Source organism: Pandoraea vervacti, from assembly GCF_000934605.2.
GTDB classification, from domain to species: Bacteria; Pseudomonadota; Gammaproteobacteria; order Burkholderiales; family Burkholderiaceae; genus Pandoraea; species Pandoraea vervacti.
The window spans coordinates 1,276,414-1,302,234 of the sequence record NZ_CP010897.2; the positions used below are offsets into that span (position 1 = coordinate 1,276,414).

22 protein-coding genes are annotated in these 25,821 nt (G+C 64.8%); 10 read left to right on the forward strand and 12 right to left on the reverse strand.

The annotated features are described in order from the left end of the window. Window positions 1-47: 47 nt before the first annotated feature. On the reverse strand, window positions 48-650 hold the full coding sequence (locus UC34_RS05785; protein WP_044454598.1) for a phosphatase PAP2 family protein: 603 nt from the start codon (window positions 648-650) through the stop codon (window positions 48-50). 595 nt (window positions 651-1,245) lie between these two features. Between UC34_RS05785 and UC34_RS05790 the strand changes: the two genes are divergently transcribed. Continuing rightward, entirely contained in the window at window positions 1,246-1,449 is a 204-nt protein-coding gene (locus tag UC34_RS05790) for a hypothetical protein (protein WP_157123045.1), read from the forward strand. An 83-nt stretch (window positions 1,450-1,532) separates the two neighbouring features. After that, window positions 1,533-4,283 carry a magnesium-translocating P-type ATPase gene (mgtA, locus tag UC34_RS05795; RefSeq protein WP_084070975.1) on the forward strand — a complete coding sequence of 917 codons (2,751 nt, stop codon included), beginning with the start codon at window positions 1,533-1,535 and terminating at the stop codon, window positions 4,281-4,283. A 118-nt stretch (window positions 4,284-4,401) separates the two neighbouring features. Here mgtA and UC34_RS05800 read toward each other — a convergent pair whose 3' ends face one another. From UC34_RS05800 to edd, 5 genes are all read right to left on the reverse strand, one after another. Continuing rightward, window positions 4,402-4,905 carry a hypothetical protein gene (locus UC34_RS05800; protein WP_072617442.1) on the reverse strand — a complete coding sequence of 168 codons (504 nt, stop codon included), beginning with the start codon at window positions 4,903-4,905 and terminating at the stop codon, window positions 4,402-4,404. A gap of 104 nt (window positions 4,906-5,009) precedes the next feature. Continuing rightward, window positions 5,010-5,585, reverse strand: a complete 576-nt coding sequence (locus tag UC34_RS05805; protein ID WP_044454603.1) for a hypothetical protein — start codon at window positions 5,583-5,585, stop codon at window positions 5,010-5,012. Between the two features lie 52 nt (window positions 5,586-5,637). Beyond that, a complete protein-coding gene (gene dapA / locus UC34_RS05810; protein ID WP_044454605.1) occupies window positions 5,638-6,519 on the reverse strand; it encodes a 4-hydroxy-tetrahydrodipicolinate synthase in 882 nt (293 codons plus the stop codon). Window positions 6,520-6,634: 115 nt separating this feature from the next. Then, window positions 6,635-7,048: a hypothetical protein gene (locus UC34_RS05815; RefSeq protein WP_044454607.1), complete on the reverse strand. Its 414-nt coding sequence runs from the start codon at window positions 7,046-7,048 to the stop codon at window positions 6,635-6,637. 124 nt (window positions 7,049-7,172) lie between these two features. Next, complete coding sequence (edd, locus tag UC34_RS05820) at window positions 7,173-9,020, reverse strand: phosphogluconate dehydratase (RefSeq protein ID WP_174556760.1); 1,848 nt, start codon at window positions 9,018-9,020, stop codon at window positions 7,173-7,175. Window positions 9,021-9,134: 114 nt separating this feature from the next. Here edd and zwf point away from each other — a divergent pair, with 114 nt between their 5' ends. The 6 genes from zwf to UC34_RS05850 all read left to right on the forward strand — a co-directional run bounded on the left by zwf (window position 9,135) and on the right by UC34_RS05850 (window position 15,917). Then, window positions 9,135-10,610: a glucose-6-phosphate dehydrogenase gene (gene zwf, locus UC34_RS05825; RefSeq protein ID WP_044454609.1), complete on the forward strand. Its 1,476-nt coding sequence runs from the start codon at window positions 9,135-9,137 to the stop codon at window positions 10,608-10,610. 106 nt (window positions 10,611-10,716) lie between these two features. Then, the gene (gene pgl / locus UC34_RS05830) at window positions 10,717-11,394 is read left to right on the forward strand and encodes a 6-phosphogluconolactonase (RefSeq protein WP_044457798.1); all 678 of its coding nucleotides are present in this window, start codon (window positions 10,717-10,719) and stop codon (window positions 11,392-11,394) included. Beyond that, complete coding sequence (locus UC34_RS05835) at window positions 11,372-13,243, forward strand: bifunctional transcriptional regulator/glucokinase (RefSeq protein ID WP_044454611.1); 1,872 nt, start codon at window positions 11,372-11,374, stop codon at window positions 13,241-13,243. The genes pgl and UC34_RS05835 overlap by 23 nt, the downstream gene beginning before the upstream one ends. Window positions 13,244-13,410: 167 nt before the next feature. Beyond that, complete coding sequence (locus UC34_RS05840) at window positions 13,411-14,034, forward strand: MarR family winged helix-turn-helix transcriptional regulator (protein ID WP_052810911.1); 624 nt, start codon at window positions 13,411-13,413, stop codon at window positions 14,032-14,034. Between the two features lie 46 nt (window positions 14,035-14,080). Next, window positions 14,081-14,290 (forward strand): dodecin, encoded by a 210-nt coding sequence (locus UC34_RS05845; RefSeq protein WP_044454613.1) that lies wholly within the window; start codon window positions 14,081-14,083, stop codon window positions 14,288-14,290. Window positions 14,291-14,417: 127 nt separating this feature from the next. Beyond that, a complete protein-coding gene (locus UC34_RS05850) occupies window positions 14,418-15,917 on the forward strand; it encodes an AMP nucleosidase (protein ID WP_044454615.1) in 1,500 nt (499 codons plus the stop codon). 142 nt (window positions 15,918-16,059) lie between these two features. Here UC34_RS05850 and UC34_RS05855 read toward each other — a convergent pair whose 3' ends face one another. The 3 genes from UC34_RS05855 to UC34_RS05865 all read right to left on the reverse strand — a co-directional run bounded on the left by UC34_RS05855 (window position 16,060) and on the right by UC34_RS05865 (window position 20,311). Further along, complete coding sequence (locus UC34_RS05855; RefSeq protein WP_044457800.1) at window positions 16,060-17,313, reverse strand: Hsp70 family protein; 1,254 nt, start codon at window positions 17,311-17,313, stop codon at window positions 16,060-16,062. A 171-nt stretch (window positions 17,314-17,484) separates the two neighbouring features. Then, entirely contained in the window at window positions 17,485-18,900 is a 1,416-nt protein-coding gene (locus UC34_RS05860) for an MFS transporter (RefSeq protein WP_218919558.1), read from the reverse strand. 217 nt (window positions 18,901-19,117) lie between these two features. After that, window positions 19,118-20,311: a cytochrome P450 gene (locus tag UC34_RS05865; protein WP_167370637.1), complete on the reverse strand. Its 1,194-nt coding sequence runs from the start codon at window positions 20,309-20,311 to the stop codon at window positions 19,118-19,120. Between the two features lie 281 nt (window positions 20,312-20,592). Here UC34_RS05865 and UC34_RS05870 point away from each other — a divergent pair, with 281 nt between their 5' ends. Next, window positions 20,593-21,225 carry an ArsR/SmtB family transcription factor gene (locus UC34_RS05870; protein WP_044457803.1) on the forward strand — a complete coding sequence of 211 codons (633 nt, stop codon included), beginning with the start codon at window positions 20,593-20,595 and terminating at the stop codon, window positions 21,223-21,225. Window positions 21,226-21,390: 165 nt separating this feature from the next. On the opposite strand, the gene UC34_RS05875 is transcribed toward UC34_RS05870, so the two are convergent. The 3 genes from UC34_RS05875 to UC34_RS05885 all read right to left on the reverse strand — a co-directional run bounded on the left by UC34_RS05875 (window position 21,391) and on the right by UC34_RS05885 (window position 24,087). Further along, window positions 21,391-21,693, reverse strand: a complete 303-nt coding sequence (locus tag UC34_RS05875) for a DUF4148 domain-containing protein (RefSeq protein ID WP_157123047.1) — start codon at window positions 21,691-21,693, stop codon at window positions 21,391-21,393. Between the two features lie 283 nt (window positions 21,694-21,976). Next, entirely contained in the window at window positions 21,977-22,819 is an 843-nt protein-coding gene (locus UC34_RS05880; RefSeq protein ID WP_044454619.1) for an IclR family transcriptional regulator, read from the reverse strand. 110 nt (window positions 22,820-22,929) lie between these two features. Further along, on the reverse strand, window positions 22,930-24,087 hold the full coding sequence (locus UC34_RS05885; protein ID WP_044454621.1) for an FAD-dependent monooxygenase: 1,158 nt from the start codon (window positions 24,085-24,087) through the stop codon (window positions 22,930-22,932). Window positions 24,088-24,618: 531 nt separating this feature from the next. Between UC34_RS05885 and UC34_RS05890 the strand changes: the two genes are divergently transcribed. Beyond that, window positions 24,619-25,695: a porin gene (locus tag UC34_RS05890; RefSeq protein ID WP_044457804.1), complete on the forward strand. Its 1,077-nt coding sequence runs from the start codon at window positions 24,619-24,621 to the stop codon at window positions 25,693-25,695. Window positions 25,696-25,821: the final 126 nt, after the last annotated feature.

A 25,821-nucleotide genomic window follows, 5' to 3' on the forward strand; every position in this document is an offset into this window, starting at 1 on the left:
AGTCGTGCCGGTCCTGCGCCGTCCCGGAAATTTGATGCGTTAAGCGCTTAGCGACGCAACCAGCCGCGCGCAATCGGCCACGCCATCAGGCGTCGATAAATGCCTTCGAGGATCGCCGTGACGATGCGGCTCGTCTCCCTTGCGCTGGCAGTGCGCATGATGAGCGCGGTCACGATCGACACGACCAGCGCGCCAAACATGTCGACCGGCCAATGCACGCCGAGGTAGATGCGCGCCCAACACACCGGCAGCGCACAAATGAGCAGCAACTTGCCCAGCAGGCGCGGTGTGCGTGCGGCCGTGCCCATGAGGACGAACGCGGCCGTGAACAGGATCGCGCCGTGGTTGCTCGGAAACGCGCTCGTCGGCGCATGCGGCAGCAGATTCGTGCCGAGCCCGACAACGAACGGGCGGGGTTCGAACCACGCCAGTCCGATAACGAAGTTGATCAGCAACACGAGACCGATGCCCAGCAGGCCATGAACGCCGCCCTCACGGTCGCGGCCGCCCGCGAGCCAGAGCGTGACGAGTCCGACCGGCAGCAGCAGGATCAGATATTTGGCCAGAAAGACGGCGAGGGCCAATTCGCCTTCGCTGACGGTCGGCGAGGCATTGATGGCCAGGAAGAGGGCGCGATTGAGTGAATCCATGAACTCCGGGGTTTTCGAATACCTGCCGGACGTTCGGGACACTGCCGGTAAGCGCACGGGGAAGTCCCGGCGCGACAGCGGGCCGTCGGCCGCCGGCCGGCGGTTTGTGACGATTGGATGACAGATTCTGGCCGAGCCGTCGCGCGGAGGAAAGTGCCATCTGTCATCATTTTGTAACACCTTGAATTGTCACTTTTCTTTCGACGCTCTCGGAGGTAGAATCGCGCCGTCATAGCTCTCAGGAGGTCCTTCCGTGGACAGTAGTTCTAGTGGTAGTTGCCGGTCGACCGAAGTCGACATCACCACCGCGAGTTAGTCCCCCGGGATCTTCCCAGCCGCTAACTCGCATCGTCGGGTTGGCGCGCACCTCAGACGTACCGTTCGTTTGTCCTGCCCCTTTCGCCGCAATATCTGCGCGACGAGAGGCGTTTTTGGACCTTGGCGATAGCGTCCGTCTTTCGTAGCACGCTCCCTTATTGGTTTTACGTCTGCCGCTCGGGCTGTCCCGTCGTGCGCGTGTGTTCGCGTGGTTTTTCTTGGAAACGCGATCGCAACGCCCGCGTCGGACGGATGCCGCGCGGCCGGGAGATTCATCGTGTTCCGTTACTCCATGACCCTGCGCGGAGGCAATCCGCAAGCCCTGATGCTGCCGCCCGAGTGCCTGCATCACTATCACGTCGATCCGCATGCCGACGCCGCACAGGCCAATGCCATGGCTGCGCGTCCCGGTGCGGTGGGGCGTGCCGCGCAGTGGCTGCGCGCGTTCGTGCGCAACCCCGCGCAGACCCGGCACGGCTGAGGCCGCGCCCCCGTCGTTTTCATCGTCATTCCGGGGGCGCCGGCGCCAACGCCGGCGTCCCCCCGCCATTCAGGATGTATCCGATGCAACAAGCTCTCACGCTCAGCGAGCGACTGATTGCGGTGCTTGGCGCGCGCCTCGGCCTGCGCTTTTTCCGTCGCCGCGACATGCTCGAAACCCTCGATGCGCCCGCGCACGGCCACGAGGCACCACCGGGTCTGCTTCAGGCGGCCCGCGACACCGGGCCGGATTTGCTCGCCCGCCTGCGCACCACGCGCAGCGGCCTGTCCGATGACGAAGCCGCCACGGTGCGTGCCCACGTCGGTCTCAACGAAGTCGAGCATGAAAAGCCGCTGCCCTGGTGGCGTCATCTCTTTCACTGCTACCGCAACCCGTTCAACCTGTTGCTCACTGCGCTGGCCGCCGTGTCTTACGCGACCGACGACACCGAGGGAACGATCATCATTGCATCGATGGTGATCATTTCCACGGTGTTGCGATTTGTGCAGGAAGCCCGTTCGAACAAGGCCGCGGAAAAGCTCAAGGCCATGGTGAGTACGACGGCGACGGTGTTGCGACGCGAGTCGCCGGCACACGCCGCCACCGAGTCGGACACGGTGCGTCAGATCGCGCCGGTGGGCCGCATGGGGCGGGAGGTCGCGTTGGCCGAACTGGTCCCGGGCGACATCGTGCTGCTCGCCGCCGGCGACATGATTCCGGCCGACGTGCGCATTCTCTCGGCAAAAGACCTGTTCGTCTCACAATCGGCGCTCACGGGCGAAGCGTTGCCCGTCGAGAAATTCGCGCACCCCTGCGAGAGCGGTGGGAGCAATCCGCTCGCATACGACAACCTCGCCTTCATGGGGACGAACGTCGTGAGTGGTTCGGCCACGGCGGTGGTGGTGACCACGGGCGGGCGCACGTTCTTCGGCTCGCTCGCCGAACGGGTGACGGCGCAGCAGCCCACGGTGACCTCCTTCCAGCAAGGGGTGAATCGCGTGTCGTGGGTGCTCATTCGCTTCATGCTCGTGATGACGCCCATCGTTCTGCTCATCAACGGTTTCACGAAGCACAACTGGCTCGAAGCGTCGCTTTTCGCCTTGTCGGTTGCCGTGGGGCTCACGCCCGAAATGCTGCCGATGATCGTCACGGCCACGCTCGCCAAGGGCGCCGTCGTACTCTCGCGCAAGAAGGTCATCGTCAAGCGGCTCGATGCGATCCAGAACTTCGGCGCGATGGACGTGCTGTGCACCGACAAGACGGGCACGCTCACGCAGGACAAGATCTGTCTGGAGCGTCACACCGACGTGTGGGGGAATTTCTCCGAGTACGTGCTCGAGTACGCCTACCTCAACAGCTTCTATCAGACCGGTCTGAAGAACCTGCTCGACGTGGCCGTGCTCGACCATGCCGAGATGCACCAGCGCCTGGACGTGGTCAATCGTTATCGCAAGATCGACGAAATTCCGTTCGACTTTCAGCGTCGCCGCATGTCGGTGGTCGTGAGCGAGAACGGCGATCACCATGCGCTGATCTGCAAGGGCGCCGTGGAAGAGGTGATGGCGGCGTGCAATCGCGTTCAGCACGGCGCGAACATCGAGCCGCTCACGCCCGACGTGCTCGCGCGCCTGCGCCGCGTGACGGCCGACCTGAACGCCGAGGGGTTGCGCGTGGTGGCCGTCGCCACGCGTCACCTGCCGCCCGTGCGCGAGCGATACAGCGTGGCGGACGAAAGCGAACTCGTGCTCGTGGGCTACATCGCCTTCCTCGATCCGCCCAAGGAGTCGACGTCGCCCGCATTGGCGGCGCTCGCCGCGTCGGGCGTGCACGTCAAGGTGCTGACCGGGGACAACGATCTCGTGACGGCCAAGGTCTGCCGCGAAGTCGGTCTGACGGTGACCGGCTGCGTGCTGGGCGACGACATCGAGGCGATGAGCGATGCCGAACTCGCGCAGACGGTCGAGCGCGCAAACGTCTTCGCGAAGCTCACCCCGGCACACAAGGAACGCCTCGTTCGCATGCTGCGTGCAAATGGCCACGTCGTGGGCTTCATGGGTGACGGCATCAACGACGCCCCGGCGCTGCGTGCCGCCGACATCGGCATCTCCGTGGACACGGCGGTGGACATTGCCAAGGAAGCGGCCGACCTGATCCTGCTGGAAAAGAGTCTGATGGTGCTGGAGCAGGGCGTGATCGAGGGGCGTCGCACGTTCGCCAACATGCTCAAGTACATCAAGATGACGGCCAGCTCGAATTTCGGCAATGTCTTCTCGGTGCTGATCGCCAGCGCGTTCCTGCCCTTCCTGCCGATGTTGCCGTTGCAGTTGCTCACGCAGAACCTGCTCTACGATCTGTCGCAGACGACGATTCCGTTCGATCACGTCGATAGCGAACAACTCACGCATCCGCAGCGCTGGAACCCTGCGGACCTGTCGCGCTTCATGGTGTTCTTCGGTCCTATCAGCTCGATCTTCGACGTGTTGACGTTCGTGGCGATGTGGCACCTCTTCGGCGCGAACAGCGCGGAGCATCAGACGCTGTTCCAGTCCGGCTGGTTCGTGGAGGGGCTGCTCTCGCAGACGCTCATCGTCCACCTGATCCGCACGCGCCGTCTGCCGTTCATCCAGAGTCGCGCTGCGTGGCCCTTGCTGCTGATGACGGGCGCGGTGATGCTCATCGGCATCATGCTGCCGATGTCGCCATTCGCCGAGACGTTCCGGATGCAGGCATTGCCGCTCGCCTATTTCCCGATGCTCGCCGCGATCCTGCTGGCCTACGCCGTGCTTACCCAGTTGATGAAGGGCATATTCGCACGACGTTTCGGATGGCAGTAACGTAGGGACTGTCACACGAGAATAGCGAAAGCCAAGCCAGCGGCGAGTCGCTCACCGCTGGCATTTTGTTGCCGATCCCCGGTCCCGGGGCGACGTTCAACGAACGCTCGAGCGGCGATCAGTCGTCCACCCAGCGGCCCGACGGGCGGTCGAAATGCTGCGAGCGAGGCGCGAAGACATCGCGCGCGTCGTCGAGTTCCAGCGTGACCTCAAGTGCGCCGTCGTTATCGCGCCTGGCACTGTCGATGGGGTCGTTGCAGCATAGCCAGAGCGTGACGTCTTTGGGCATGCCGTCCACGCGGAACGACTTTTGGTTGCCGATGAGGAAGGGCTCGCCGGTCTCGCCGAAGCGCCCGACCAGCTGCCCCATGAGGGCGTCGTGACCGTGATACGGATACGCCTTGTCGCCCGAGACCTTGTGCAGATACGTCGCGCCGGAGTTCGGCGTGCGGCCGTTGGCATCGCGCCGCCCGAACTTGCGGTCGTCGGTGCGCGTGCACCATTCGCCCTCGGCGCGCAAGATCACTTTCGGTGCGTTTTGCGCGCCGATCCTGTATCCGGTGTCCTGCCAGCCTTCGGTGGCATAGACCTTCATGCGCTTGTTGATGCGATCTGTCGTCATGACACGCTCCATTGTTGACGGGGGGCCAAAAATGGATTGCCGACGCGCCGCGGGGGGAGACTGGGTCGGCACTTCACCTGCTTATGTCGCTACGCGAATCGCGGTCAGTTCGAGTGTAGTCGTATCGATTGCCCCTTCGACACCGATCCACGGAGGCCGCACTCCAAACGCGCATCCGAAGGGGCTTCCCCACGGCCGTCCCCATGCGCTTCGATACGACGTCTGGGCGAGACGACGATGCCCAGCTCCGCGTAGAGCTCGTCGAGCGCTTCGCGCGTGCCCACGAGCAGCGCCGTCGTCTGTGCGCTGATATCCGTGATGAGGCTGACCAGCGTCTGACCCTGACACGTTTCGCGCGCGGCGACGAACTGCGTCGAAGTCAGCGCGGCGAGGGTGGCGAACCGTTCGGCCTGCACGAGACCGTTGATCTGGAAGACCGGTTGCGCGGCGCCCGTGGCGCGGCGCGCGAGGTGCACATTCACGCCGTCGCAGTGCGCGCCGAGCGCCGCGAACAACTTGTCTCGTCCTTGCGCGCCGAGCGCGCACGGGTCGCCGTGCACCCAGCGCGAGATCGTGTTGCCCGTGATGCCGGTTGCGTATGCGAGCCGTGCCAGTGTGGTGCCGGAGAGCTTGATCAGCAAACGGGCGACGGTGCGGTGACGCTGTTCGATGTCATCCATAACGAGTGTCCTGCCATGAGGGGGAGTCGGCGCAGCGGCATGAAAGTGGCGCTCAGAACGCCATCGTCACTTCGAGTTGCGCGTCGATATCCTTGCGAAGCCCGGCCGAGCACGGCATGAGCGGTCGGCGAACCGTCTCCGAGCACAATCCGAGCGATGTGAGGGCCGCTTTGATGGCGACGGGGTTGGGCTCGGCGAACAGACGCCGGATCAGTGGCTTCATGCCGTTGAATAGCGTGTTCGCATGCTCCATGTCGCCTTCGCGTACGTAGCGGACCAGCTTCAGATACAGGTCGGGCCGAACGTGGGCCGCCGCCGAGATGCAGCCGACTGCGCCCGCTTGCAGCGCGGGCAGGATCTGCATGTCGTCGCCGCACAGCACGCGCATGGTCACTTGCGATGGCAGGTGCGTGAGGGGATGCGCATCGCACTCCTTGATCGCGGCGAACGATTCGTGCGACGCCAGTTCGCGAATCGTCTCGACACCGAGCGTGACGCCGGTGCGCAGCGGCACGTTGTAGAGCACGAGCGGCTTGCGCGTACCTGCGGCGAGCGTGCGGTAGTGCCAGAGAATGCCCTCCTGCGATGGGCGAAGGTAATACGGCGGCGGTACGAGATATCCGGCGAGCGGCAAGTCGTCCAGACTGCGGATCTGCCGCGCGGCATTGGTCGTATCTGCGGCGCCCACACCGGCGAGCACGGGGGCGTGGCCGTGGGCGAGATGGCAGGCTGTCTCTACGAGCCAGCGCCGCTCGTCATCGTGCAGGAGTGTGCCTTCGCCCGTGGTCCCCGCGACGACGAGGCCGTTCACGCCGGCCGCGAGATAGTAGTCGACCAGACGGGCAAAGGCGTTGTGATCGATCTGGGCGCCATTGGCGCCGGTCATGGGCGTGACGAGCGGAACCCACACGCCTTCGAAGTTGGCAGTGTTCATTGTCGGAGAAGCGGTAGCTGTCGATATCCCGCGACGTGCGTCGCAGAGGTCGGTCAGCGAGTTGGCGAATTAGCGAGTTATGGAATTGGCGCGAAGCGCCGCGAATGCGCCCGCCCTACGCGGCAGGGCGCAGACGAAGCGCGCCGAATTCGGCTTCGGGCAGCGTCTGCATGACGACGTGCATCGCGTGCGACGCTTCGACGCGCGGCAAGGCAATCGACACCACGGCGGCCGTATCGCGGCGGATCGGCCGAATCGTCTCGACACGCCAGGGCAGCGGAAGACTCATCGCCAGCGTCACGGCCAGCGAGGAGACGGCTGCGCGACTGAGCGTAATGTCGAGCGTGGCGTCGAGGCGCGCGCGCGGGTTGAATCGGTGGCGTTGCCGTGTGGTGGGCAAGGCGGTTACGCCAGGCAAGGCAGGCAAGGCAGGCAAGGCAGAGGGGAGGGCAGCGGTATCGGCGAAGGCGGCAGCGGCGGCGTTCGCACCGGGAGGTTCGAGGCTGGCGCGTTGAGCGATGGCAGGCATGGCAACGTGTCGTTTGGCGACGGAAGTGACAACGAGGCCAGTCTAGGGAGGCGCGGGTAAAAAAGGCGTCAAGATTTCGACGCCTTCATTGCCCTTCATTGCCCCTGCCATCGATGCGATGAAGTCAGTCCTGCTTCGGATACTGTGCGTCGTTGAACAGCACGCACGCGCCGTGTGGGGCCGCGCCGACGTTGTTGCGAAACAGCGCGAAGAGGTTGCGCCACGGGTCGAAGGGTCGTTGCGGCACGGGCGCCGGCGTTCGCGCGGCGAGCGTGGCATCGTCGACTTCGCAGGCCAGCGTGTTCGTCTCGCAGTCGATGGTGATGATGTCGCCATCCTGCACGCGCGCGAGCATGCCGCCGAGTTCCGCTTCCGGTGACAGGTGGATGGCTGCGGGTACCTTGCCGGACGCGCCCGACATGCGCCCGTCGGTCACGAGCGCCACATGATGGCCTTCGTCCTGCAGCAAACCCAGCATCGGCATGAGTTTGTGCAGTTCAGGCATGCCGTTCGCGCGCGGACCCTGGAAGCGCACGACCACCACGACGTCGCGTGTGAGCTCGCCGGCCTTGAACGCCGCTTGCGCCGATTCCTGGTCCGAGAACACGCGCGCCGGCGCGCGCACCTTCTGATGTTCGGGTTTCACGGCAGACGACTTGATCACGGCACGCCCGAGGTTGCCGGCCAGCATGCGCAAGCCGCCTTCCGGTGCGAAGGGGCGCGAGGCCGGACGCACGATGCTCTCGTCGAGACTCTGCGCGGGCGCGTCCTGCCACGACAGTACGTCGTCGCGCAGAAAGGCTTCCTGCGTGTAGGCGCGCAAGCCATGCCCCATGACGGTGGTCACGTCGTTGTGCAGGAATCCCGCGTCGAGCAGTTCACGGATGAGGAAGCTCAGGCCACCTGCTGCGTGGAACTGATTCACGTCGGCCTTGCCGCTCGGGTAGACGTGTGCGAGCAGCGGCGTGACGTCAGACAGTTCGGCGAAGTCCTGCCAGTCGAGCAGAATGCCGCCCGCGTGCGCCATTGCAACGAGATGCAGCGTGTGATTGGTGGAGCCACCGGTGGCGAGCAGGCCGACCACGCCGTTGACGAAGGCCCGCTCGTCGAGAATTTGCGAGGTGTTGATGCCGGACTTCGCGAGCGCCACGGCGCGGGCGGTGGCGGCCTGCGTCAGTGCGTGACGCAGCGGGGTGTGCGGATTGACGAACGACGACCCCGGCAAGTGCAGGCCCATGAATTCCATGAGCATCTGATTGCTGTTGGCCGTACCGTAAAAGGTGCAGGTGCCTTCGGTGTGATAAGCGGAGAGTTCGGCGTCGAGCAGCGCCGCACGGGTCACCCGCCCGGCAGCGTATTCCTGCCGGATGCGCGACTTCTCGTCGTTGGGCAGGCCCGAAGGCATCGGGCCTGCGGGGCTGAATACGGCGGGCAGATGCCCGAACGCCTGCGCGGCGATGACCAGACCCGGCACGATCTTGTCACACACGCCGAGGAACATGGCCGCGTCGAACATCTGATGCGAGAGCGCGACAACCGAGGCCATTGCAATCACATCTCGCGAGAACAGCGAGAGCTCCATGCCCGCATACCCTTGCGTCACGCCGTCGCACATGGCGGGCACGCCGCCTGCGACCTGCGCACTCGCGCCATGCGCGCGGGCGGCGGACTTGATGATGTCGGGGAATTCGGCAAACGGCGCGTGCGCCGACAGCATGTCGTTGTAGGCCGTGACGATACCGATGTTGGGAATGCGCTCGGCGCGGATCTTGAGACGATCGTCGGCGGGCGCAGCCGCCAGCGCATGGGCCAGATTGGCGCAGCCGATCTTTTCGCGCCCGGGCTGTCCCTGTGTGGCGCGCGCCACGCCTTCGAGATATGCCTGACGGGACGACCGGCTGCGCTCGATCAGGCGCTCGGTCACGCGTTGTACCACCGGATGCAGGGACACGTTGTGCGAGAACTGGGTCATGGTTGCATCGCCGTCGATGTAGTCAAAGCACGAGATTTTGTTGATTTGCAGTGTAGTTAAACTACAATGCAGTGTCAAAGTTGCGCCTTCCCAGTGACACGTGGACGTCTTCTCATGAACACGCCTTCACCCTATACCTTTGTGTTGTTCGGCGCCACCGGCGATTTGTCGTTGCGCAAGGTCCTTCCCTCGCTGTTCCGCGCATTCCGTACCGGGCAGTTGGGCCCGGAACACGCCTCGGACGCTGGCCGCATTCTCGCCATCGCCCGCAAGCCGATGGATGCTGCCGGATATCACGCGTGGTGCGAGGAGCACGTGCGCAAGCACATCAAACCCGATGTCTGGGACGAGGGCGCCTGGCAGCGCTTTCTCGCGACCATCGACTACATGCCGCTCGATCTCGGTCGCGAAGCCGAATTCGGCGTGCTGGCCGAGCGTCTGGCAAAGCGTCCGGGCGTGCGCATCTTCTATCTGGCCACCGGTCCGTCGCTGTTCATTCCCATTTGCGAAGGGCTGCGCAGCGCCAGACTCAACGAAAACAGCCGTATCGTGCTCGAAAAGCCGCTCGGCCACGATCTGGCGTCATCCGAAGCGATCAACGACGCCGTAGGCGCGATCTTCCGCGAAGACCAGATTTACCGCATCGATCATTACCTCGGCAAAGAGGCGGTGCAGAACCTGCTCGCACTTCGTTTCGGCAATGCGATCTTCGAGCCGCTGTGGCGTCGCGAGCTGATCGACAGCATTCAGATCACGATTGCCGAGGAGATCGGTGTCGAAGGCCGCGGCGAGTTCTACGAACAGACCGGCGCGCTGCGCGACATGGTGCAGAACCACTTGCTGCAACTGCTCGCGATCGTTGCCATGGAGCCGCCGCTGTCGATGGATGCCGACGCCGTGCGCGACGAAAAGATGCGCGTGTTGCGCTCGTTGCGGCAACTGGACGACGAGAGCGTCGCGCGTAATGTGGTGCGCGGCCAGTACGGCGGCGGGGCGATCGGCAAGGCGGCCGTGCCCGCCTATACGGACGAGCCCGGCGTGCCGTCCGACAGCCAGACGGAAACGTTCGTCGCGCTCAAGGCCGACATCGACAACTGGCGGTGGGCAGGCGTGCCGTTCTTCCTGCGCACGGGCAAGCGTCTGGGCGAGCGGGTGGCGGAGATCGTCGTCAACTATCGCGCGACCCCGTATCCGTTGCTCGGCGAAGCCACGGCGCAACCTGGCGTGAATCGCCTGGTGATCCGGTTGCAACCGAACGAGTCGATTCGTTTGTACTGTCTGGCCAAGCAGCCCGGCGAAGGCATGACACTGCAATCCGTTCACCTGGATCTCGCGTTCGACCAGTTCTTCAAGGGACACCGCATGGATGCGTACGAGCGCCTGTTGCTCGACGTCATCAACGGTCGCCTTGCGCTCTTCGTGCGGCGTGACGAACAGGAGCAGGCATGGCGCTGGGTCGCGCCGGTTCAGGCGTACTGGTCGCGCCAGCACAAGGGACCCAAGCGCTACGCCGCCGGCACATGGGGGCCACCCGCTGCGAGCGCCCTGCTCGCGCAGTACGGCAGAAGCTGGGTCGAAGAGGACAACTGATCGATCCCCGCAACGTTCCCGACAAGCACGGCCGGGACGCAGCGTTGCATCGGCACACGCGCGCCCGGTGCATCCGTCCACCGCCATGCAACGGAGGCAGACACGCATGATTCACTGGCGAACCTTTCCCACGCGCGACGCGCAGGCGCACGCATTGGCCAATGCCGTCGTGGCCGGCATAGACGAAGTCCTGACGATTCGACGCCGCGCCTTGCTGGCGGTATCGGGCGGCACCAGTCCCAAAGCCTTCCTGGCGCAGCTCGCCCGCTTGCCGGTCGCATGGCGTGACGTCGACATCACGCTGGTCGACGACCGCTGGTTGCCCGCCGAGCACGCCGACAGCAACGCGCGTCTGGTTGCCGAGACACTGCTGCCCGGCGCCACTGGGGCGCGCTGGCTGCCGCTTGTCGATACGTCGACGTCCGCCGAATTGCAGGTGCGCACGCTCAACAGCACGTGGACGCACGGCGTGCCGCAAGTCTGCGTGCTGGGCATGGGCGAGGACGGTCACACGGCGTCGCTCTTTGCCGACGCGCCGCAGTGGCGCGAGGCCATCACGACCCACGACAAGTTCGTTCTCGTGCAGCCCCGGCACGCGCCATACCAGCGCGTGTCGTGGTCGCTCGCCGCGCTCGCGGCGTGCGACAAGCTCATCCTGCAGATTCAGGGCCCGGCCAAGCGCGCGGTGCTCGAAGCGGCGCAGGCCAACGAGCAGGACAACGCCATCTCGCGCCTGATCCACCTCGAAGGAGTCAAGATCGATGTCTTCTGGAGTGAGGAGTAACCCGCCACACCTGAGCGGCCCGCGATTGCTGGCCGACATTGGCGGCACCAACGCCCGGTTTGCGCTGGAGATCGCGCCGGGCGATCTCGTCGAAATTCGTGACTACGCCTGTGACGATTACGCCGGGGTGCCCGAAGTGATCCGCGCTTACCTCGACGAAGCCGATCACGCGGAACCGGTGCAACACGCGGCCATCGCCATCGCCAATCCGATCGAAGGCGACGAGATTCGCATGACGAATCGCGACTGGCATTTCTCCATCGAAGCCACGCGCCGCGCGCTGCGTTTCGAGACGCTGCTGGTCGTCAACGATTTTACGGCCCTGGCGATGGCGTTGCCTTATCTGACGCCCGCGCAGAAGTATCAGGTCGGCGGCGGTGAGGCGCGCCCGAATGGTGTGTTGGGTTTGTTGGGGCCGGGCACCGGTGTCGGCGTCTCCGGCCTGATTCCCGCAGGAGATCGCTGGATTGCACTGGGCAGCGAAGGCGGACACACCACGTTCGCCCCCGCCGATGAGCGCGAAATCGACGTGTTGCGATACGCGTGGAAGCACTTTGCGCATGTCTCTTTCGAGCGCCTCGTCGCCGGTCCCGGCATGGCGCTGGTCTATCAGGCGCTGGCCGAGCGCAACGGCACGCGCGTCGTTGCGCTGGAGACCCCGGCGATCGTCGGACTGGCGCAAGCGGGCGACAAGCTCGCGCGCGAGACCGTCGATTGTTTCTGCGCGATGCTCGGCACGCTGGCAGGCAACGTCGCCGTATCCCTCGGTGCGGTGGGGGGCGTCTATCTGGGCGGTGGCGTGATACCCAAGCTCGGCAAGTTGTTCGAGGACTCGCCGTTTCGTCAGCGCTTCGAGGCGAAAGGGCGCTTCGAGGCGTATCTCAAAAAGATCCCCACCTATGTCATTACCGCCGATCATCCGGCGTTCCTCGGAACGTCGGCGATGCTTGCCGAACAACTCGGCTCGCATGCGCTCGGCGCGGGCGCGTTGATCGATCGTCTGCATCGTCTGCGCGACCGCCTGAGTCCTGCGGAGCAGCGCGTTGCCGAACTCACCCTCAAGCAGCCCCGCGCGTTGCTCGCCGAGCCGGTGGCGGAGATCGCACGGCTCGCGCGCGTCAGCCAGCCCACGGTCATCCGGTTTTGCCGCAAGCTCGGCTGTCAGGGACTGTCGGACTTCAAGCTCAAGCTTGCGAGCGCGTTGACCGGTACGCTGCCGGTGCGTCACGGACAGGTGCATGTCGGCGATACGGCGGCGGAATTCAGCGCGAAGGTGCTCGACAACACCGTGTCGTCGATTCTGCAGATGCGGGAACATCTCGATGCACGCACCGTCGAGGCCGCCGTGACGTTGCTCGATGGCGCGCGGCGCATCGAGTTCTACGGACTGGGCAATTCCGGCGTGATCGCGCAAGACGCCCATTACAAGTTCTTCCGCTTCGGCAAGCCGACCATCGCGTATGGGGATCCGTATCTGTTGCAGGCATCCGCCGGGCTGCTCGGGGAAGACGACGTGGTCGTCGCGATCTCCGCGTCGGGACGCTCGACCGACCTGAACCGGGCGGTCGACATTGCGCTCGGGCGCGGCGCGAAAGTGATTGCGCTCACGGCGCGCAATTCGCCGCTCGCACGCAAGGCGACGCTCGTTTTACCTAACGATCATGTCGAGACGATGGGCGCACACGTCACGATGATTGCGCGGATTCTGCATCTGGCGGCCATCGACGTACTGGCCGTAGGCGTGGCGATCCGTCGTGCGGGCCCCGGGGCCGAGACCGCAGGCGAAGGCGCGCTGGACTGGCTCGGTCACGGCAGCGGTCAGGGCTCCGGCACGCCGGCGGCGGCCTGACTTGCCGGGGTATTTCGCTGCACAGCCGGACAGCCGGATCCGGGACAGGCGCAGGCGATTCGGTGCAAGGGCGAGCCGAGCGCCCCGAGAGGCAGGACGCCGCATGTGCCGGACGTCGAATCTTCGGTCGCTTGATATCCCTAAACATGTTTAGCATAATGCGGCATATGAAAGTGACCGATTCCGCCCAACGTTTCGGCTTTCTCGTAGCAGACATTCAGCGTCTGTTCGGGCGCCGCTTCGAGCAGTTTGCGCAGCGCACGTTGCCCATGACGCGCGCCCAATGCCGTTTGCTCGCCTATCTGTCCGTCAATCGAGGCGTGAGTCAGACGGTGCTTGCGGACATTCTCGAGACCCCGCCGCCCACGCTCGCCCGCATGCTGGAGCGCATGGAGGAGGCCGGCTGGGTGCGTCGCCGCCTGGACGCGCGAGACCCGCGCATCGAGCGTCTGTTCGTCACGCGCGCGGCGGTGGCGCAATTGCAGATCGCTCGCAAACTGTCGGACGATGTGCGCGATGAAGCGTTGCACGGCCTGACGGCATTCGAAGCGGTTCAGCTCACGCAGTTGCTGCAGAAGGTGCGGCGCAATCTCAGCAATGTCGTGCCCACGCCCCTCGACACCGTCGTCCCGGCGGTCCTGCGCCGTGAAGCGCTCGACGGTGCGCAAAGCACGAGCGAGACCGCTCAGCGCTCTTCCCCTTCCACGCTCTCGCCGCCGTCGCCTCCCGCTTCCTATATCGGCGCACCCGACGGCGACTTGTCGGATATCACCGACTTGCGGCCTCAGTAGGACGGGCCTAGCATGGGAAGTCTCCAAACCCACCCCGGAGACTGACATGACGAATCACGTGTACAAGCAAATCGAGCTGACCGGCTCGTCGACCAAGTCCATCGACGATGCCGTCACGAGCGCCATCGAGCGCGCAAGCAAGACATTGCGCAATCTGAACTGGTTCGAAATCACGGAAACGCGCGGTCATATCGAAGACGGCAAGGTCGCTCACTGGCAAGTCACGCTCAAGGTCGGCATGCGGCTCGAAGACTGAGTCCAGCGGGCGGTCGCAGAAGTATTCGGCAGGCAGACGGGGCGCTCCGGCGCCCCGCAGTTGTCGTACAGTCGTGTCACAATAGGCGCATACTCGAGATCATGAAAAAGACAGAAGAGGTTTGCGCATGTCCGAACAAGAACCGGTCCATGCCACCCGATCGATTACGGATCCGGTGGAAGCCGTCGCCTACCTGAAGACGATTTACGATGCCAACACAGCGTACCTGCGCTCGGCGTTCGAGCAATTCTCCCGTCAAAAAGATCAGGCGCGCCGCGTGAGCGCGCATTACCCGTTCGTTCGTATCACCACCGAGGACATTACCCAGCTCGACAAGCGTCTGTCGTACGGGTTCGTGTCCGGCCCGGGAAGCTACCAGACCACCGTCACACGACCCGATCTGTTCGAGAACTACTACATCGAGCAGCTTCGCCGGCTCGCGCACAACCACGGCGTGGCCTTCGAAGTCGGCGTCTCCGACGAGCCGATTCCCGTGCATTTTGCGTATCAGGACGGCGTCTATCTCGAGGGCGATCTCGATCAGACGCACCTGCGCGCCATGCGCACCGTGTTCGACGTGCCCGACCTTGCCAAGATGGACGACAGCATTGTCAATGGCACACGCGACCCGCTGCCCGGCGAGATCCTGCCGCTAGCGCTCTTTACGGCCCCGCGTGTCGATTACTCGTTGCACCGTCTGCGCCACTACACGGCCACATCGCCCGAGAACTTCCAGAACTACGTGCTGTTCACCAACTACCAGTTCTACATCGATGAGTTCGTCGAGCTGGGGCGTGAGCTGATGAGCGCGACCGACGACCCCGCTTTGCGCGAGTACCGCAGCCAGTACACGGCATTCGTGGAGCCGGGCAACGTCACGCACTGGAACCAGAATCTCGCCGCACGCGCCGCCGTGGGGACGTCGCCCTCGCGGCTGCCGCAAATGCCTGCCTATCACCTCGTGCGCCCGGATAACACCGGCATCACAATGGTCAATATCGGGGTCGGGCCGTCCAACGCCAAGACCATTACCGATCACATCGCCGTACTGCGTCCGCACGCATGGGTGATGCTCGGGCACTGCGCCGGACTGCGCAATTCTCAGCGATTGGGGGATTACTGCCTCGCCCACGGCTACGTGCGCGAGGACCATGTGCTCGACGACGACCTGCCGCTGTGGGTGCCCGTGCCGCCGCTGGCCGAAGTGCAGGTGGCGCTCGAGCGTGCGGTGGCGGACGTCACGCAACTGGACGACTTCGAACTCAAGCGTGTGATGCGCACGGGTACCGTGGTGACGGTCGATAACCGTAACTGGGAATTGCGCGATCACCGCGAGCCGGTGCAGCGCATGAGCCAGAGCCGCGCGATTGCCCTCGATATGGAGAGCGCCACGATTGCCGCAAACGGCTTTCGGTTCCGGGTGCCTTACGGCACCTTGCTCTGCGTGAGCGACAAGCCGCTGCATGGCGAGCTGAAATTGCCCGGCATGGCCGACCGTTTCTATCGCGAGCGTGTCGATCAGCATCTGAAGATCGGCGTGAAGGCGATGGAGCTGTTGCGCGATAACGGTCTGGATCGTCTGCACAGCCGCAAACTTCGCAGCTTCAACGAAGTCGCATTCCAGTGATTTCACCGGGCGGCAGCAGTGTTTCGGCGACTGAGCATGCCGCTGATCCTGCTTGCCTGATCGGTGTCATCTGACGAAAAAAGCGCGCTGACCTTTCGGTTGCGCGCTTTTTTCCTGGGGCCTGACGTCGCTATGCCACGGGTCAGGAAAACACCCGCTTCGCGTGGATCCCAAGTCCCAGCGCAACGCTGGCGAGGCGATCGCCAAAGACTGGCGTCGCCTTCGGGAACGCGGCGCACATCGCACCGGACAGGCAGCGCAGCCCGGTCGAGCCGCCGGTGAAGTAAAGCGCATCGACGTCTTCGGCTCGCAGGCCCGCGAGCGATGCCGTATGCACCGCACCCGTCGTGATGCTCGCGATCTCGTCGCTCACGGCCTCTACCAGCCCCGTCTCCGAGAATGCAATGCTCAGGTCGCGCTCGATCACCGAGAGGTCGATGCGCGTTTCGCCGCCCGCCGACACGTCGATCTTGGCCGTTTCCGCATGACCGACCAGTGCATGACCGAGACGTTGCTCGACCGTGCGCATGAGACGACGGTGATGCGCCGGATCGGCGTACAGATGCGCGGTGAGCGCCAGTTCGCCCGCGCGCCTGGGTGTGTAGACGGTGTTGATCAGGTGCCAGGTGGCCAGGTCGAAGTAAATGCGGTTCGGCACTTCCTTGCCGTCCGGCCCGAGCGCCTTGTAGCCGAGTTCGCGCAGGATCGTTGCGAGTTCGATGCGGCGATCGAAGTCCGTCCCCGCGATGTGCACCCCGTGGTGGGCCAGCACGTCATCCTTGCGCTCCAGGCGGCGCGCACGTTCGGGGCCGACGCGCACGAGCGAGAAGTCCGACGTGCCGCCGCCGATGTCCACCACCAGCACCTGCTGCTCCTGCATGAGCCGCGACTCGTAATCGAAGGCGGCCGCAATGGGTTCGAACTGGAATTGCACGTCCTCGAAACCGACGTCGCGCGCGCTCTGTTCGAGCGAGCGCTGCGCGGCGGCATCCGCTTTCGGGTCGTCGTCGACGAAGAACACCGGACGGCCCATGACGACCTGACGCAGATCGCCGCCGTCGGCCTTCAGGGCATGCGTGCGCAGGTGACGCAGGAATGTGGCGATGATGTCGATATAGCGCATCGCCGAGCCGTTGCCGAGGTCGGTGGTGCTTTCGATCAGGGAGGAGCCGAGCAGGCTTTTGAGCGAGCGCATGAGGCGCCCGTCGTAGCCGTCGATGTAATCGGCGACGGCCTGACGGCCGAATGACGCGCGTCCGCCTTCGTCGGCATTGAAAAACACGGCCGTGGGCAGTGTGCCGTAGCCGGCTTCAAGTTCGACCAGACGCATGGCGCCGCCGGTTTGCACGGCGACGGCGGAATTCGAAGTGCCGAAATCGATGGCGCAGAAACTCATGGCATTTGCGGCTTGCGCGGGCGAGCCGTAAAAGGTCGGCAGTGTAGCACGGCCGGACGGCCGGCCGGATGAACGCACACGGGGCGTCCGACGCGCCTTGTCGTTGGCCTCGACATTGCCCGGTCGTTTCGGAAGAAGGCGGTCGCCTTTGCCGGTAGTCAATGGGCACGGTCATCCGCGAGACGACGTCGCGTCCGGCTGGGCGGACGGCAACGTACGAAGGCTGCTGACCACGGCAGCAACTGCCGCGAACGCCGCCGCCACGTAGAGCGACGCACGAGTGCCGAAACCCTCCGGCGCAACGCTGAATACCAGCGCCACGAGCGCGGCGCCCGTCGTCTGGCCGGTCAGGCGCGCCGTGCCGAGCATGCCGCTCGCGCCGCCGCTGCGGTGCTTCGGCGCAGACATGAGCATCGCGTAATTGTTGGGCGACTGGAACAGGCCGAAGCCGAAGCCGCACATCGCCATGCGCCAGACGATGTCCAGCGTGCTCGGATGTTGGGGAAGCAAGCCCAGGGCGAGCAGACCGACGGCAAATGCCGCCAGCCCGACGGCGCCCAGCAATCCGGGCTTGTAATGCTCGAGCAGGCGACCCGCGACCGGGGCGACGACCACGATGGTGAGCGGCCACGCCGTCATCAGCATACCGGTCTGCACATGATCGAAGCCGAGCGTGTCCTGAAGGAAGAAGGGCAGTGAGACGAAGGCCAGCATCTGTGCGCAGAACGACGCCATCGAGGTGCAGATCGACAGTCCGAAAATCGGGATGCGCAGCAGATCGACGGGCAGCAACGGCACTGGCTGGCGACGTTGGCGTCGCACGAAGATCGTGCCGATGACGACGGCCGCCACGAGTTCGACGGCCACGAGCCAACGGTCCTGACCATGCCCGAAGGCATCGATGCCGGAGATGAGCAACCCGAACGTCAGCGCACTGAGCACGGCCCCCGTCCAGTCGAAGGGGTGTGAAGCGCGCGTGGTGTCGGGCAGCGAGCGCACGGCAATGGCGAAGGCAACGATGCCCAGCGGCACGTTGATCGCGAAGAGCCACGGCCAGTGGGCGATGGAGAGAATCCCGGCGGCAATCGTCGGTCCGGCGGCCGAGGACACCGCGACGATGAGCGAATTGAGCGCGACGCCGCGTCCCAGCCAGCGCGACGGATAGATCGCCTTCACCAGCGCGGTGTTCACACTCATGATCCCGGCGGCGCCGAAGCCCTGCGCCACACGCGCGAGCGTCAGCGTCATCAGCGAGTCGGAGAGCGCGCACGCGAGCGACGCGAGCGTGAAAAGGGCGAGGCCGACCGTATAGACGCGTCGGTAGCTCACGATCTCGCCAAGCGCGGCGAGCGGCAGCAGCGAAATGGTGATGGCGAGCTGATAGGCGTTGACGATCCAGATCGACGTCGCCGGGCTGGCATTCAGATCGCGCGCGATGGTGGGCAGCGCGACATTCGCAATCGCGCTGTCGAGCACCGAGAGCGAGATCGAAAGCATGACGGTGGCAACGGCCCACAGCCTTGCGGGCATGGGCATACCGTCGGTGAGTGTGTCGGACATGAGGGCGGCGAAGAGACGATCGCGCATCCGTCGCGCGTCTAAGGGCGCGGCAGGCACGGCAAACGGGCAAAAGAAGCAAAGCGTCATCCTGCCCGAAATCCCGAGACGGCGGCGCGCCCCCTTGCAAAGCCTTGTGTTTACATGGTTTTCGATTTGGCGCTTCTGTTTTGTCTGGTGGAATATATGTTCCATCAGACAAAACACTGTGGGTTTTGACGGTGATGTTTCCCCGGCAAGCCAGTGGCTACGCGGAAAACCGGGCGATGCGCGCATTCGGCAGTGGGTGATACGCCGTGCCATTGCGCAGCGGCGCAAGGTCTTCACCGCCGCCGAGAATCGCGTGGACGCCGATAGCGGCGATCGTGCTGGCAGGCGTGCGTCCCGGGCACGCGTGCGCGCCGAAACCGAACGTCCACGCGGTGTCGTCGGTCGCGTTCATGTCGCCCACTTCGTCGGGAGACCGAACGGCCGACGCCAGCACGACGAGGATGACGTCCCCTTTGGCCAGCGTCCGACCGTGAATGACTGCCGACGTGTGCAAAAAGCGGCGCGTGTTCTGCACGGGCGGATCGAAGCGAATGACGTCGCTCACGGTTTTGATGGCGACGCGAAGATCGGCAGGGGAAGCGCTCATCGACCGCTCCATCGAGGCAGCCGCCGACGCACGCATCGATGCAGTCATCGACGCACCGCGCGCGAACCGTCTCACGCTGTTGGCGATCAGTCCGGCGCAGGCGTCGTGCGTCTGTGTGAAGAGGCCGACGATGTTTGCCGTGAGGGCGCTGAAGTCGGCGCTTTCGTTGCGCGCTGCGCTGCGGGCTGTCTCCTGCAACCACGTGCCGGGCACCGCATCTGCTTCGAGCCAGCGAATCGCACGGCTGCGCATCGCCGTGGCCGCGGTGTGGCCAGCATCGAGCACGTCTTCGCGGGGAGACGGACGCGCAGCTTCGGCCATTGCGGCGACCAGCTCGCGCACGTCTGCATGGACCTCGGTCCATTGGGTAGACGGTACACCGAGCCAGGCCGCCAGCGCGTACATCGGCTGACGAAAAACGAAGTCGTCCAGACGCGCGGCGGACGTTTTTCCGCAGGCGAGATAGGCATCGGCGCATGCGGCCTGCGTGGCTTCGTGCAATTTGGCGAGCGAGTCGCGGTCCGATGGCAGTGCCGCGAGCCGGGTCTTGAGCCACGGCTTCATGGCGGCGTGCGCGGCCCCGTCGTTCATGCGCACGAGCGCACCGAACCACGCGCCCGCCGGTCCGTGGCTCAGCGCCGCAGGAACGACCGCACCGGCAGGGCGCACGCCACAGGCCGGATGCCGGAGCACTTCGGCAACGGCGTGCGGGCCCGCCGTCACCCACAGGCCGAGCGACGCGTCGAACTCGAACGGGCGGTGCGCGGCGAGCGACGTGTAATACGGATAGGGATCGGGATGCACGACCGCATCCAGGGCGTGGCGGGGCGCGTCGGCACTGGACTGTGCAGAGAATGAGTCGGGAGCGGCGACCGGCATGATGAAGGGCCTCAAAACGTGTGTCGATGGTCGTTAGCATGCGCCGTTCGGCGACCGGCACGTTTCATGGCGTGCTGAAGTATCGGACGCATCGCGAGGCCTATACTGCGTTGCATGTTCTTCACAGGAGTCCTGCCGTGGACACCGCACGCGATCCGACGCCGGGCGTGAGTTCGCTCGCCGCACTTCTGGCCGACGTTGGCCGCATGACGATGCTTTGGGCATTGATGGACGGCTCTGCCCGGCCCGCGGGCGAGTTGGCGCTGGTCGCCGGGCTTTCCCCATCGAGCGCCAGCGGGCACCTCGCACGACTCGTCGACGGTGGTGTGCTCGCGCAGGAATCGCGCGGCCGCCATCGCTATTTTCGTATTGCCACGCCGGAAACCGCCGCCGCCATCGAGGCGCTTGCCAGCGCCGTGCTCGCGACGCGAGAGTTGCGTGCGCGCCCGGTGCCGGTGAGCCGCGCAACGCCGGTGCCGCTGCGCCACGCGCGCACCTGCTACGACCATCTTGCAGGAGAGATCGCCGTCGAACTCTTCGCGCGAATGCATGCGCGTCGCTGGATTCGTGTCGACGGCAGCGAGGTCGCGCTCACCGATGCCGGCGACCGGGGGCTCGGCGCGCTCGGTGTCGATCTCACGGCCGCCCGCGCACGTCGCCGTCGCTTCGCCTGCACGTGTCCCGACTGGAGTGAGCGCAAGCCGCACCTTGGGGGCGCGTTGGGGGCGGCGTTGCTCGAGACTTGCCTCGACGCCAAATGGCTCGAACCCACGCGTGAGGCACGGGCGTTGCGCGTGACGCCGTTGGGTGAGCGTAAGCTCGCTGCCTTCGCGGTCTGACATGCACATGCCGCAGATCTCAGTGATGGCATCGATGGTGTCGACGGCATCGATTGCAGCAGTCGTTAGGATCCGGATGCCAAAAAGAAACACCCCGCAGAAATATGCGGGGTGTGGGGCACTTCAGGCTTCAACGCCCGGCAAAGACCGGGCGCCGGGTGTCGATCAATTGCCTCGATAAGTCGAGTTCATCAACACGGTCGAGCCTTGCACGTGCCCGGCAACCGGGGTGCCGTAGGTCTTCAGGACCGGATACTGGCTGTCGGTCTGCACGAGCGAGCCTTGCGCGTTCATCAGTTGCTGACGCACCTGAGCGCGCGGCACTGCCAACTGTTCGCTGTACACGCTCGATTGCCAGAAGAAGTTTTCATTCGGATAACCGTTGCCGCCAGTGCCTGCGAAGGCGGCCGGAACGGCGGCCACGGCAAGGGTTGCGGCGATCATCAGGCGGGAAAGAGTGCGGGTCATGATTTTTCTCCTGTCATTGCTTTTTCTTGGTGGTCGGCCAGCTCGCTTTCGAGTCCGGCACCGCCTACGCCTCTAAGGTAGGACGACCACGCCGCAGGAGTAACCGCACGCGGCGCAACAATGAATTGCGAAGAATGCGCTGCCTCGAAAGCCTCATGAATAAAGGCTTCCGGCGCGACCTTTCAGGAAACGCCAGTCGAGCGACGACTCTAATTAAGATATTAAGTAAAAGGGCTGCGACAGACTGTCGCGGTCATCGGCGCGCGATGGGCGTTTGCGGGTATTACGTGCGTTCTGCCGCAGCAAGAAACGCCGGTGCGTCGGCCAGCAACACGGCAAGATCGGCTGCGCCGGACTTGACCACGCGTGACGTGCGCTCGCGCGTGGCGGCGTCGGTGCCGACCAGGGTGCGCGGACCGGCCACGCTGATGGCCGCCAGCGGTCTGCCATGCGCGTCGAGCACGGCGGCAGCGCAGGCGTCGATGCCCGCTTCGAAGCCGTCCTGACTCCAGGCGCATCCGGCTTCGCGGTCGCGGGCCAGCTGTGCGTCGAGCGCCGCATACGTGCGCGCGCTCTGGGCTGTTGCGGCCGCCAGCGGTTCCGGGCCGAGCAGTGCGCGGCGGCGCTCGGGACTCATATGTGCCAGCAACGAGCGACCGGGGGCGGTGAGATGCGCTGTGACGCGGCTGCCTGCGCGGATGTTGCTCACCAGCGGCAGGGCGGGCGTCTCGCACAACAGGTAACGGACCTGCGCGCCATCGAGCACCGTCAGATAGCTCGACAAGCCGGTTTCGTTCGTCACGCGCGTGAGCACGCGCCGCGCCGTCGCCAGATGGTCTTCGTTGGCGAGCGCACTGGCGGCAAGCTTCAGAAAGCCCAGGCCGAGGCGATGGCCCCCCTGCGGCAGGGGTTCGAGCACGCCTTCGAACTGCAACGTTTCGATCAGACGCATGACGGTCACGCGGTTCACGCCGATGCGGCGTCCGACCTCGCTCATGTTGGCGGTCGAGCCGCCGTCTGCCACGAAGCGCAGCAGCTTGAGCGCTCGCATGACCGGTGTCACGAGACCCGCTTGTGTGGTGTCGGTGGCGTCGGTCGGCGCGGCGTCGGGCGTTGCTTTGGTCATGCGTTCGAATCCATTCGTTGAAATAGAAGGGCCGGAGCAGGGCATTCGCGGCATTCATGGCATTCAGTGTGTGACGCCAACGCCCCCATGCCCCTACACCGCTTTCCCGATCACGCGGCGAGCGGCACCTGCCACGCGTCGTACTCGTAGACCCAGTCGGCGTTGCCGCCTTCCTTGAGCCACTGATTGCCGCGCGAACCGATCTGCACGCGTGCCGTACGCTCGCGACGCGCCGCTTCGTACCTGGCGAGGGCATCGGCGAGCGCGGCGGCATTGGCAGCCGGACCGGCTTGCGTCAGGTGGCGAGACAGTACCACAGCATCCTCGATGGCCATGCCCGCGCCTTGCGCCATGAACGGCATCATCGGGTGGCAGGCGTCGCCCAGCAGCGACACACGATCGCGTGACCACTGCGGCAACGGATCGCGCACGTACAGCGCCGACTTCAGCACGCTATCGCACGCTTCAAGCAGCGCCCGTGCTTCGGCGTGATAGTCGGCGTACATGGCGCGCAACTCTTCGACATCGCCCGGCGCGGTCCACGATTCGAGCGTCCAGCTGTCCTGCGGCGTTGTTGCGAACACAAAGATATCGCGACCGAGATTGAGCGGGAACGTCACGATCTGGCTCGACGGATTCGGTCCCCACCACTTGGTAAAGGCGCCCAGGTTCGGCACGCCCTCGAGCTTGTCGGCGGGCACCACCGCGCGATACGCCACCACGCCGGTGAACTCCGGCGACTCCTTGCCGAACAGCCCCGTGCGCACGACCGAGTGGATGCCGTCCGCGCCGATGAGCACGTCAACTTCGTCATGGGTGCCATCCGCAAACGCCAGTCGGATGCTGCCGGTCTGACCGGCGGCCGGCGCTTCGAACGACACGAGCTTCTTGCCCAGCGCAATCGATTCGGCGGGCACGGCCTGCTCCAATGTCTGCAACAGGTCTGCGCGATGCATGGTGAGCTGGGGCGCACCGTACTTCGTCTGCGCGGTCTGTGCCATTTCGAGACGCGAGGTCTCTTCGCCCGAATCCCACGTGCGGCTGATGCGATGACTTGGCTGCGCCGCAGTCTTGCGAAGCGCATCGCCGACGCCCAGCCCGTCGAGCGCACGCACGGCGTTCGGCGTCAGATTGATGTCCGCGCCCACGCGAGCGAACTGCGCCGCCTGCTCATAGACACGCACGCGAAATCCGGCGCGCAGCAAACCGATGGCGGCGGCCAGACCGCCGATGCCGGCACCGTTAATGCCGATGAGGGGAGCTTGCATGGGGACATCCTTTGACGAAAGAGGCGATGAATCGGAATGAATCGAAAAAATAAAACGTTCAAATATGAACATAATGTTCAAATATTATTGTTTTTGATTCGGCAGTTCGCAAGCCTCCCTCGGGTAAATCCTGATCGGCTTACATTGCGTCGTCCGCACCGCAAATGTCGAGCCGTCGGGACTTCCGGCAACGCGGGCAGGACGTTCGGTGCCTTGCCGCACCAAGCTGACACGTCCACCAGTGGACCAACGCGCACGCGTTAGCACGCCAATTTGCCGCCATCAATTCGTGCATCTCCGCTGCGAGTGTCTCGGGTGTCCTGGCCTAAGCTCTGCACAGTTGGTTTCATAAGTAATCCAATGTTTCACAGATGGAACGTCATTGACGGCGCCGGGCAGGGGTGTCGTTGGTCGAGCCTGGCCGACGAATGCGGATTGAAGCGTGCGCCGCGAGACGTATCCATCGTTCTCGAATCATCGAACGACAGGAGTACACAGATGAAGCGGTTTCCGATGGGGCGGATCCCGGGCATGACGGCGCTGGCCGCAGCCATGCTGCTGGGCGCGGGCGTGCCGGTCGCTGCGCACGCGCAGAGCAACGTGACGCTGTACGGCAGCATGGATGCCGGCGTGGCATTCGTGAACAATCAGGGCGGCAGCGCGAACTGGCTCGCGCAGCAAGGTGGCTCGCAGCCGGATCGCTGGGGCTTGCGCGGCGTGGAAGATCTGGGCGGCGGCAATCGCGCGATCTTCCTGCTGGAGAACGGCTTCTCGACGCTCACGGGGAACACGCTCAAGGCGGGCGCGATGTTCAATCGCCAGTCGTGGGTCGGTTTGCAGTCGGACAAGATGGGCACCGTCACCATCGGTCACATGACCAGCTTCAACTTCGACTGGCTGGGCCCATTCAGCACCGCCTACCTGGGCATGAACTGGTACATGTTCCACCCGGGTAACCTCGACGAACTGGCCAACACTTCCGTCGTGCAGACCGATAACTCGGTGCGCTACGTCACGCCGGACTTCAAGGGCTTCAAGGCCGGCGCGATGATCTCGTTCGGCAACAACGCCAACTTCGCCAACGGGCGCAAGTGGAGCGTGGCGGCGAACTACACGAACGGCGGCTTCAAGGCGTCGGCGGTGTACTCGAACGAGAACAACCGCACGCCGAACGTTGCGGTGCTCGGCGGCGCCACGTTCCAGGGGCAGCCCGTCGCCACGTACGCCGCGTCGAACGTCGAGAACATGGGCGCCGGCGTGTCGTACGGCGTTGGGCCGTGGCTGCTGCACGCCCTGTACACGCGCGTGAAGCTCCAGTCGCCGGGCTACAGCGACACCTATCAGGCATTCGACGCTGGCGCGAACTATGCGACGAGCGTGGCGAACACGATCACCTTCGGCGCCGCCACGACCAACATGTCCGGCAAGCGCTGGACGCAGGTCAGCCTCGGCGATGTCTACGCGTTCTCCAAGCGCACGCAGGTGTACGTGAGCGGCGCTTATCAGCACGCGAGCGGCAATGGCGCGGTCACGGCGATCAATACGATCAGCCCGTCGTCGACGTCAAATCAACTGGTGATCATGTCGGGCGTGCATCACTCGTTCTGACCCACAACCGTTTCACCCAGTGGTCTCTCTTGACGCGCCGGTCGGGCATTCGCCCACCGGCGTTTTTTTCGTCCTCGCTTTCGTCCTCGCTTTCGTCCTCGCTTTCGTCCTCGCTTTCGTTCGCAG

Coding starts and splice junctions, on each gene's coding strand:
- UC34_RS05785 (WP_044454598.1), bottom strand. CDS start 650: ATGGATTCACTCAATCGCGCCCTCTTCCTGGCCATCAATGCCTCGCCG.
- mgtA (WP_084070975.1), top strand. CDS start 1,533: ATGCAACAAGCTCTCACGCTCAGCGAGCGACTGATTGCGGTGCTTGGC.
- UC34_RS05800 (WP_072617442.1), bottom strand. CDS start 4,905: ATGACGACAGATCGCATCAACAAGCGCATGAAGGTCTATGCCACCGAA.
- UC34_RS05805 (WP_044454603.1), bottom strand. CDS start 5,585: ATGGATGACATCGAACAGCGTCACCGCACCGTCGCCCGTTTGCTGATC.
- dapA (WP_044454605.1), bottom strand. CDS start 6,519: ATGAACACTGCCAACTTCGAAGGCGTGTGGGTTCCGCTCGTCACGCCC.
- UC34_RS05815 (WP_044454607.1), bottom strand. CDS start 7,048: ATGCCTGCCATCGCTCAACGCGCCAGCCTCGAACCTCCCGGTGCGAAC.
- edd (WP_174556760.1), bottom strand. CDS start 9,020: ATGACCCAGTTCTCGCACAACGTGTCCCTGCATCCGGTGGTACAACGC.
- zwf (WP_044454609.1), top strand. CDS start 9,135: ATGAACACGCCTTCACCCTATACCTTTGTGTTGTTCGGCGCCACCGGC.
- pgl (WP_044457798.1), top strand. CDS start 10,717: ATGATTCACTGGCGAACCTTTCCCACGCGCGACGCGCAGGCGCACGCA.
- UC34_RS05835 (WP_044454611.1), top strand. CDS start 11,372: ATGTCTTCTGGAGTGAGGAGTAACCCGCCACACCTGAGCGGCCCGCGA.
- UC34_RS05840 (WP_052810911.1), top strand. CDS start 13,411: ATGAAAGTGACCGATTCCGCCCAACGTTTCGGCTTTCTCGTAGCAGAC.
- UC34_RS05845 (WP_044454613.1), top strand. CDS start 14,081: ATGACGAATCACGTGTACAAGCAAATCGAGCTGACCGGCTCGTCGACC.
- UC34_RS05850 (WP_044454615.1), top strand. CDS start 14,418: ATGTCCGAACAAGAACCGGTCCATGCCACCCGATCGATTACGGATCCG.
- UC34_RS05855 (WP_044457800.1), bottom strand. CDS start 17,313: ATGAGTTTCTGCGCCATCGATTTCGGCACTTCGAATTCCGCCGTCGCC.
- UC34_RS05860 (WP_218919558.1), bottom strand. CDS start 18,900: ATGCGCGATCGTCTCTTCGCCGCCCTCATGTCCGACACACTCACCGAC.
- UC34_RS05870 (WP_044457803.1), top strand. CDS start 20,593: ATGACGATGCTTTGGGCATTGATGGACGGCTCTGCCCGGCCCGCGGGC.
- UC34_RS05875 (WP_157123047.1), bottom strand. CDS start 21,693: ATGACCCGCACTCTTTCCCGCCTGATGATCGCCGCAACCCTTGCCGTG.
- UC34_RS05880 (WP_044454619.1), bottom strand. CDS start 22,819: ATGACCAAAGCAACGCCCGACGCCGCGCCGACCGACGCCACCGACACC.
- UC34_RS05885 (WP_044454621.1), bottom strand. CDS start 24,087: ATGCAAGCTCCCCTCATCGGCATTAACGGTGCCGGCATCGGCGGTCTG.
- UC34_RS05890 (WP_044457804.1), top strand. CDS start 24,619: ATGACGGCGCTGGCCGCAGCCATGCTGCTGGGCGCGGGCGTGCCGGTC.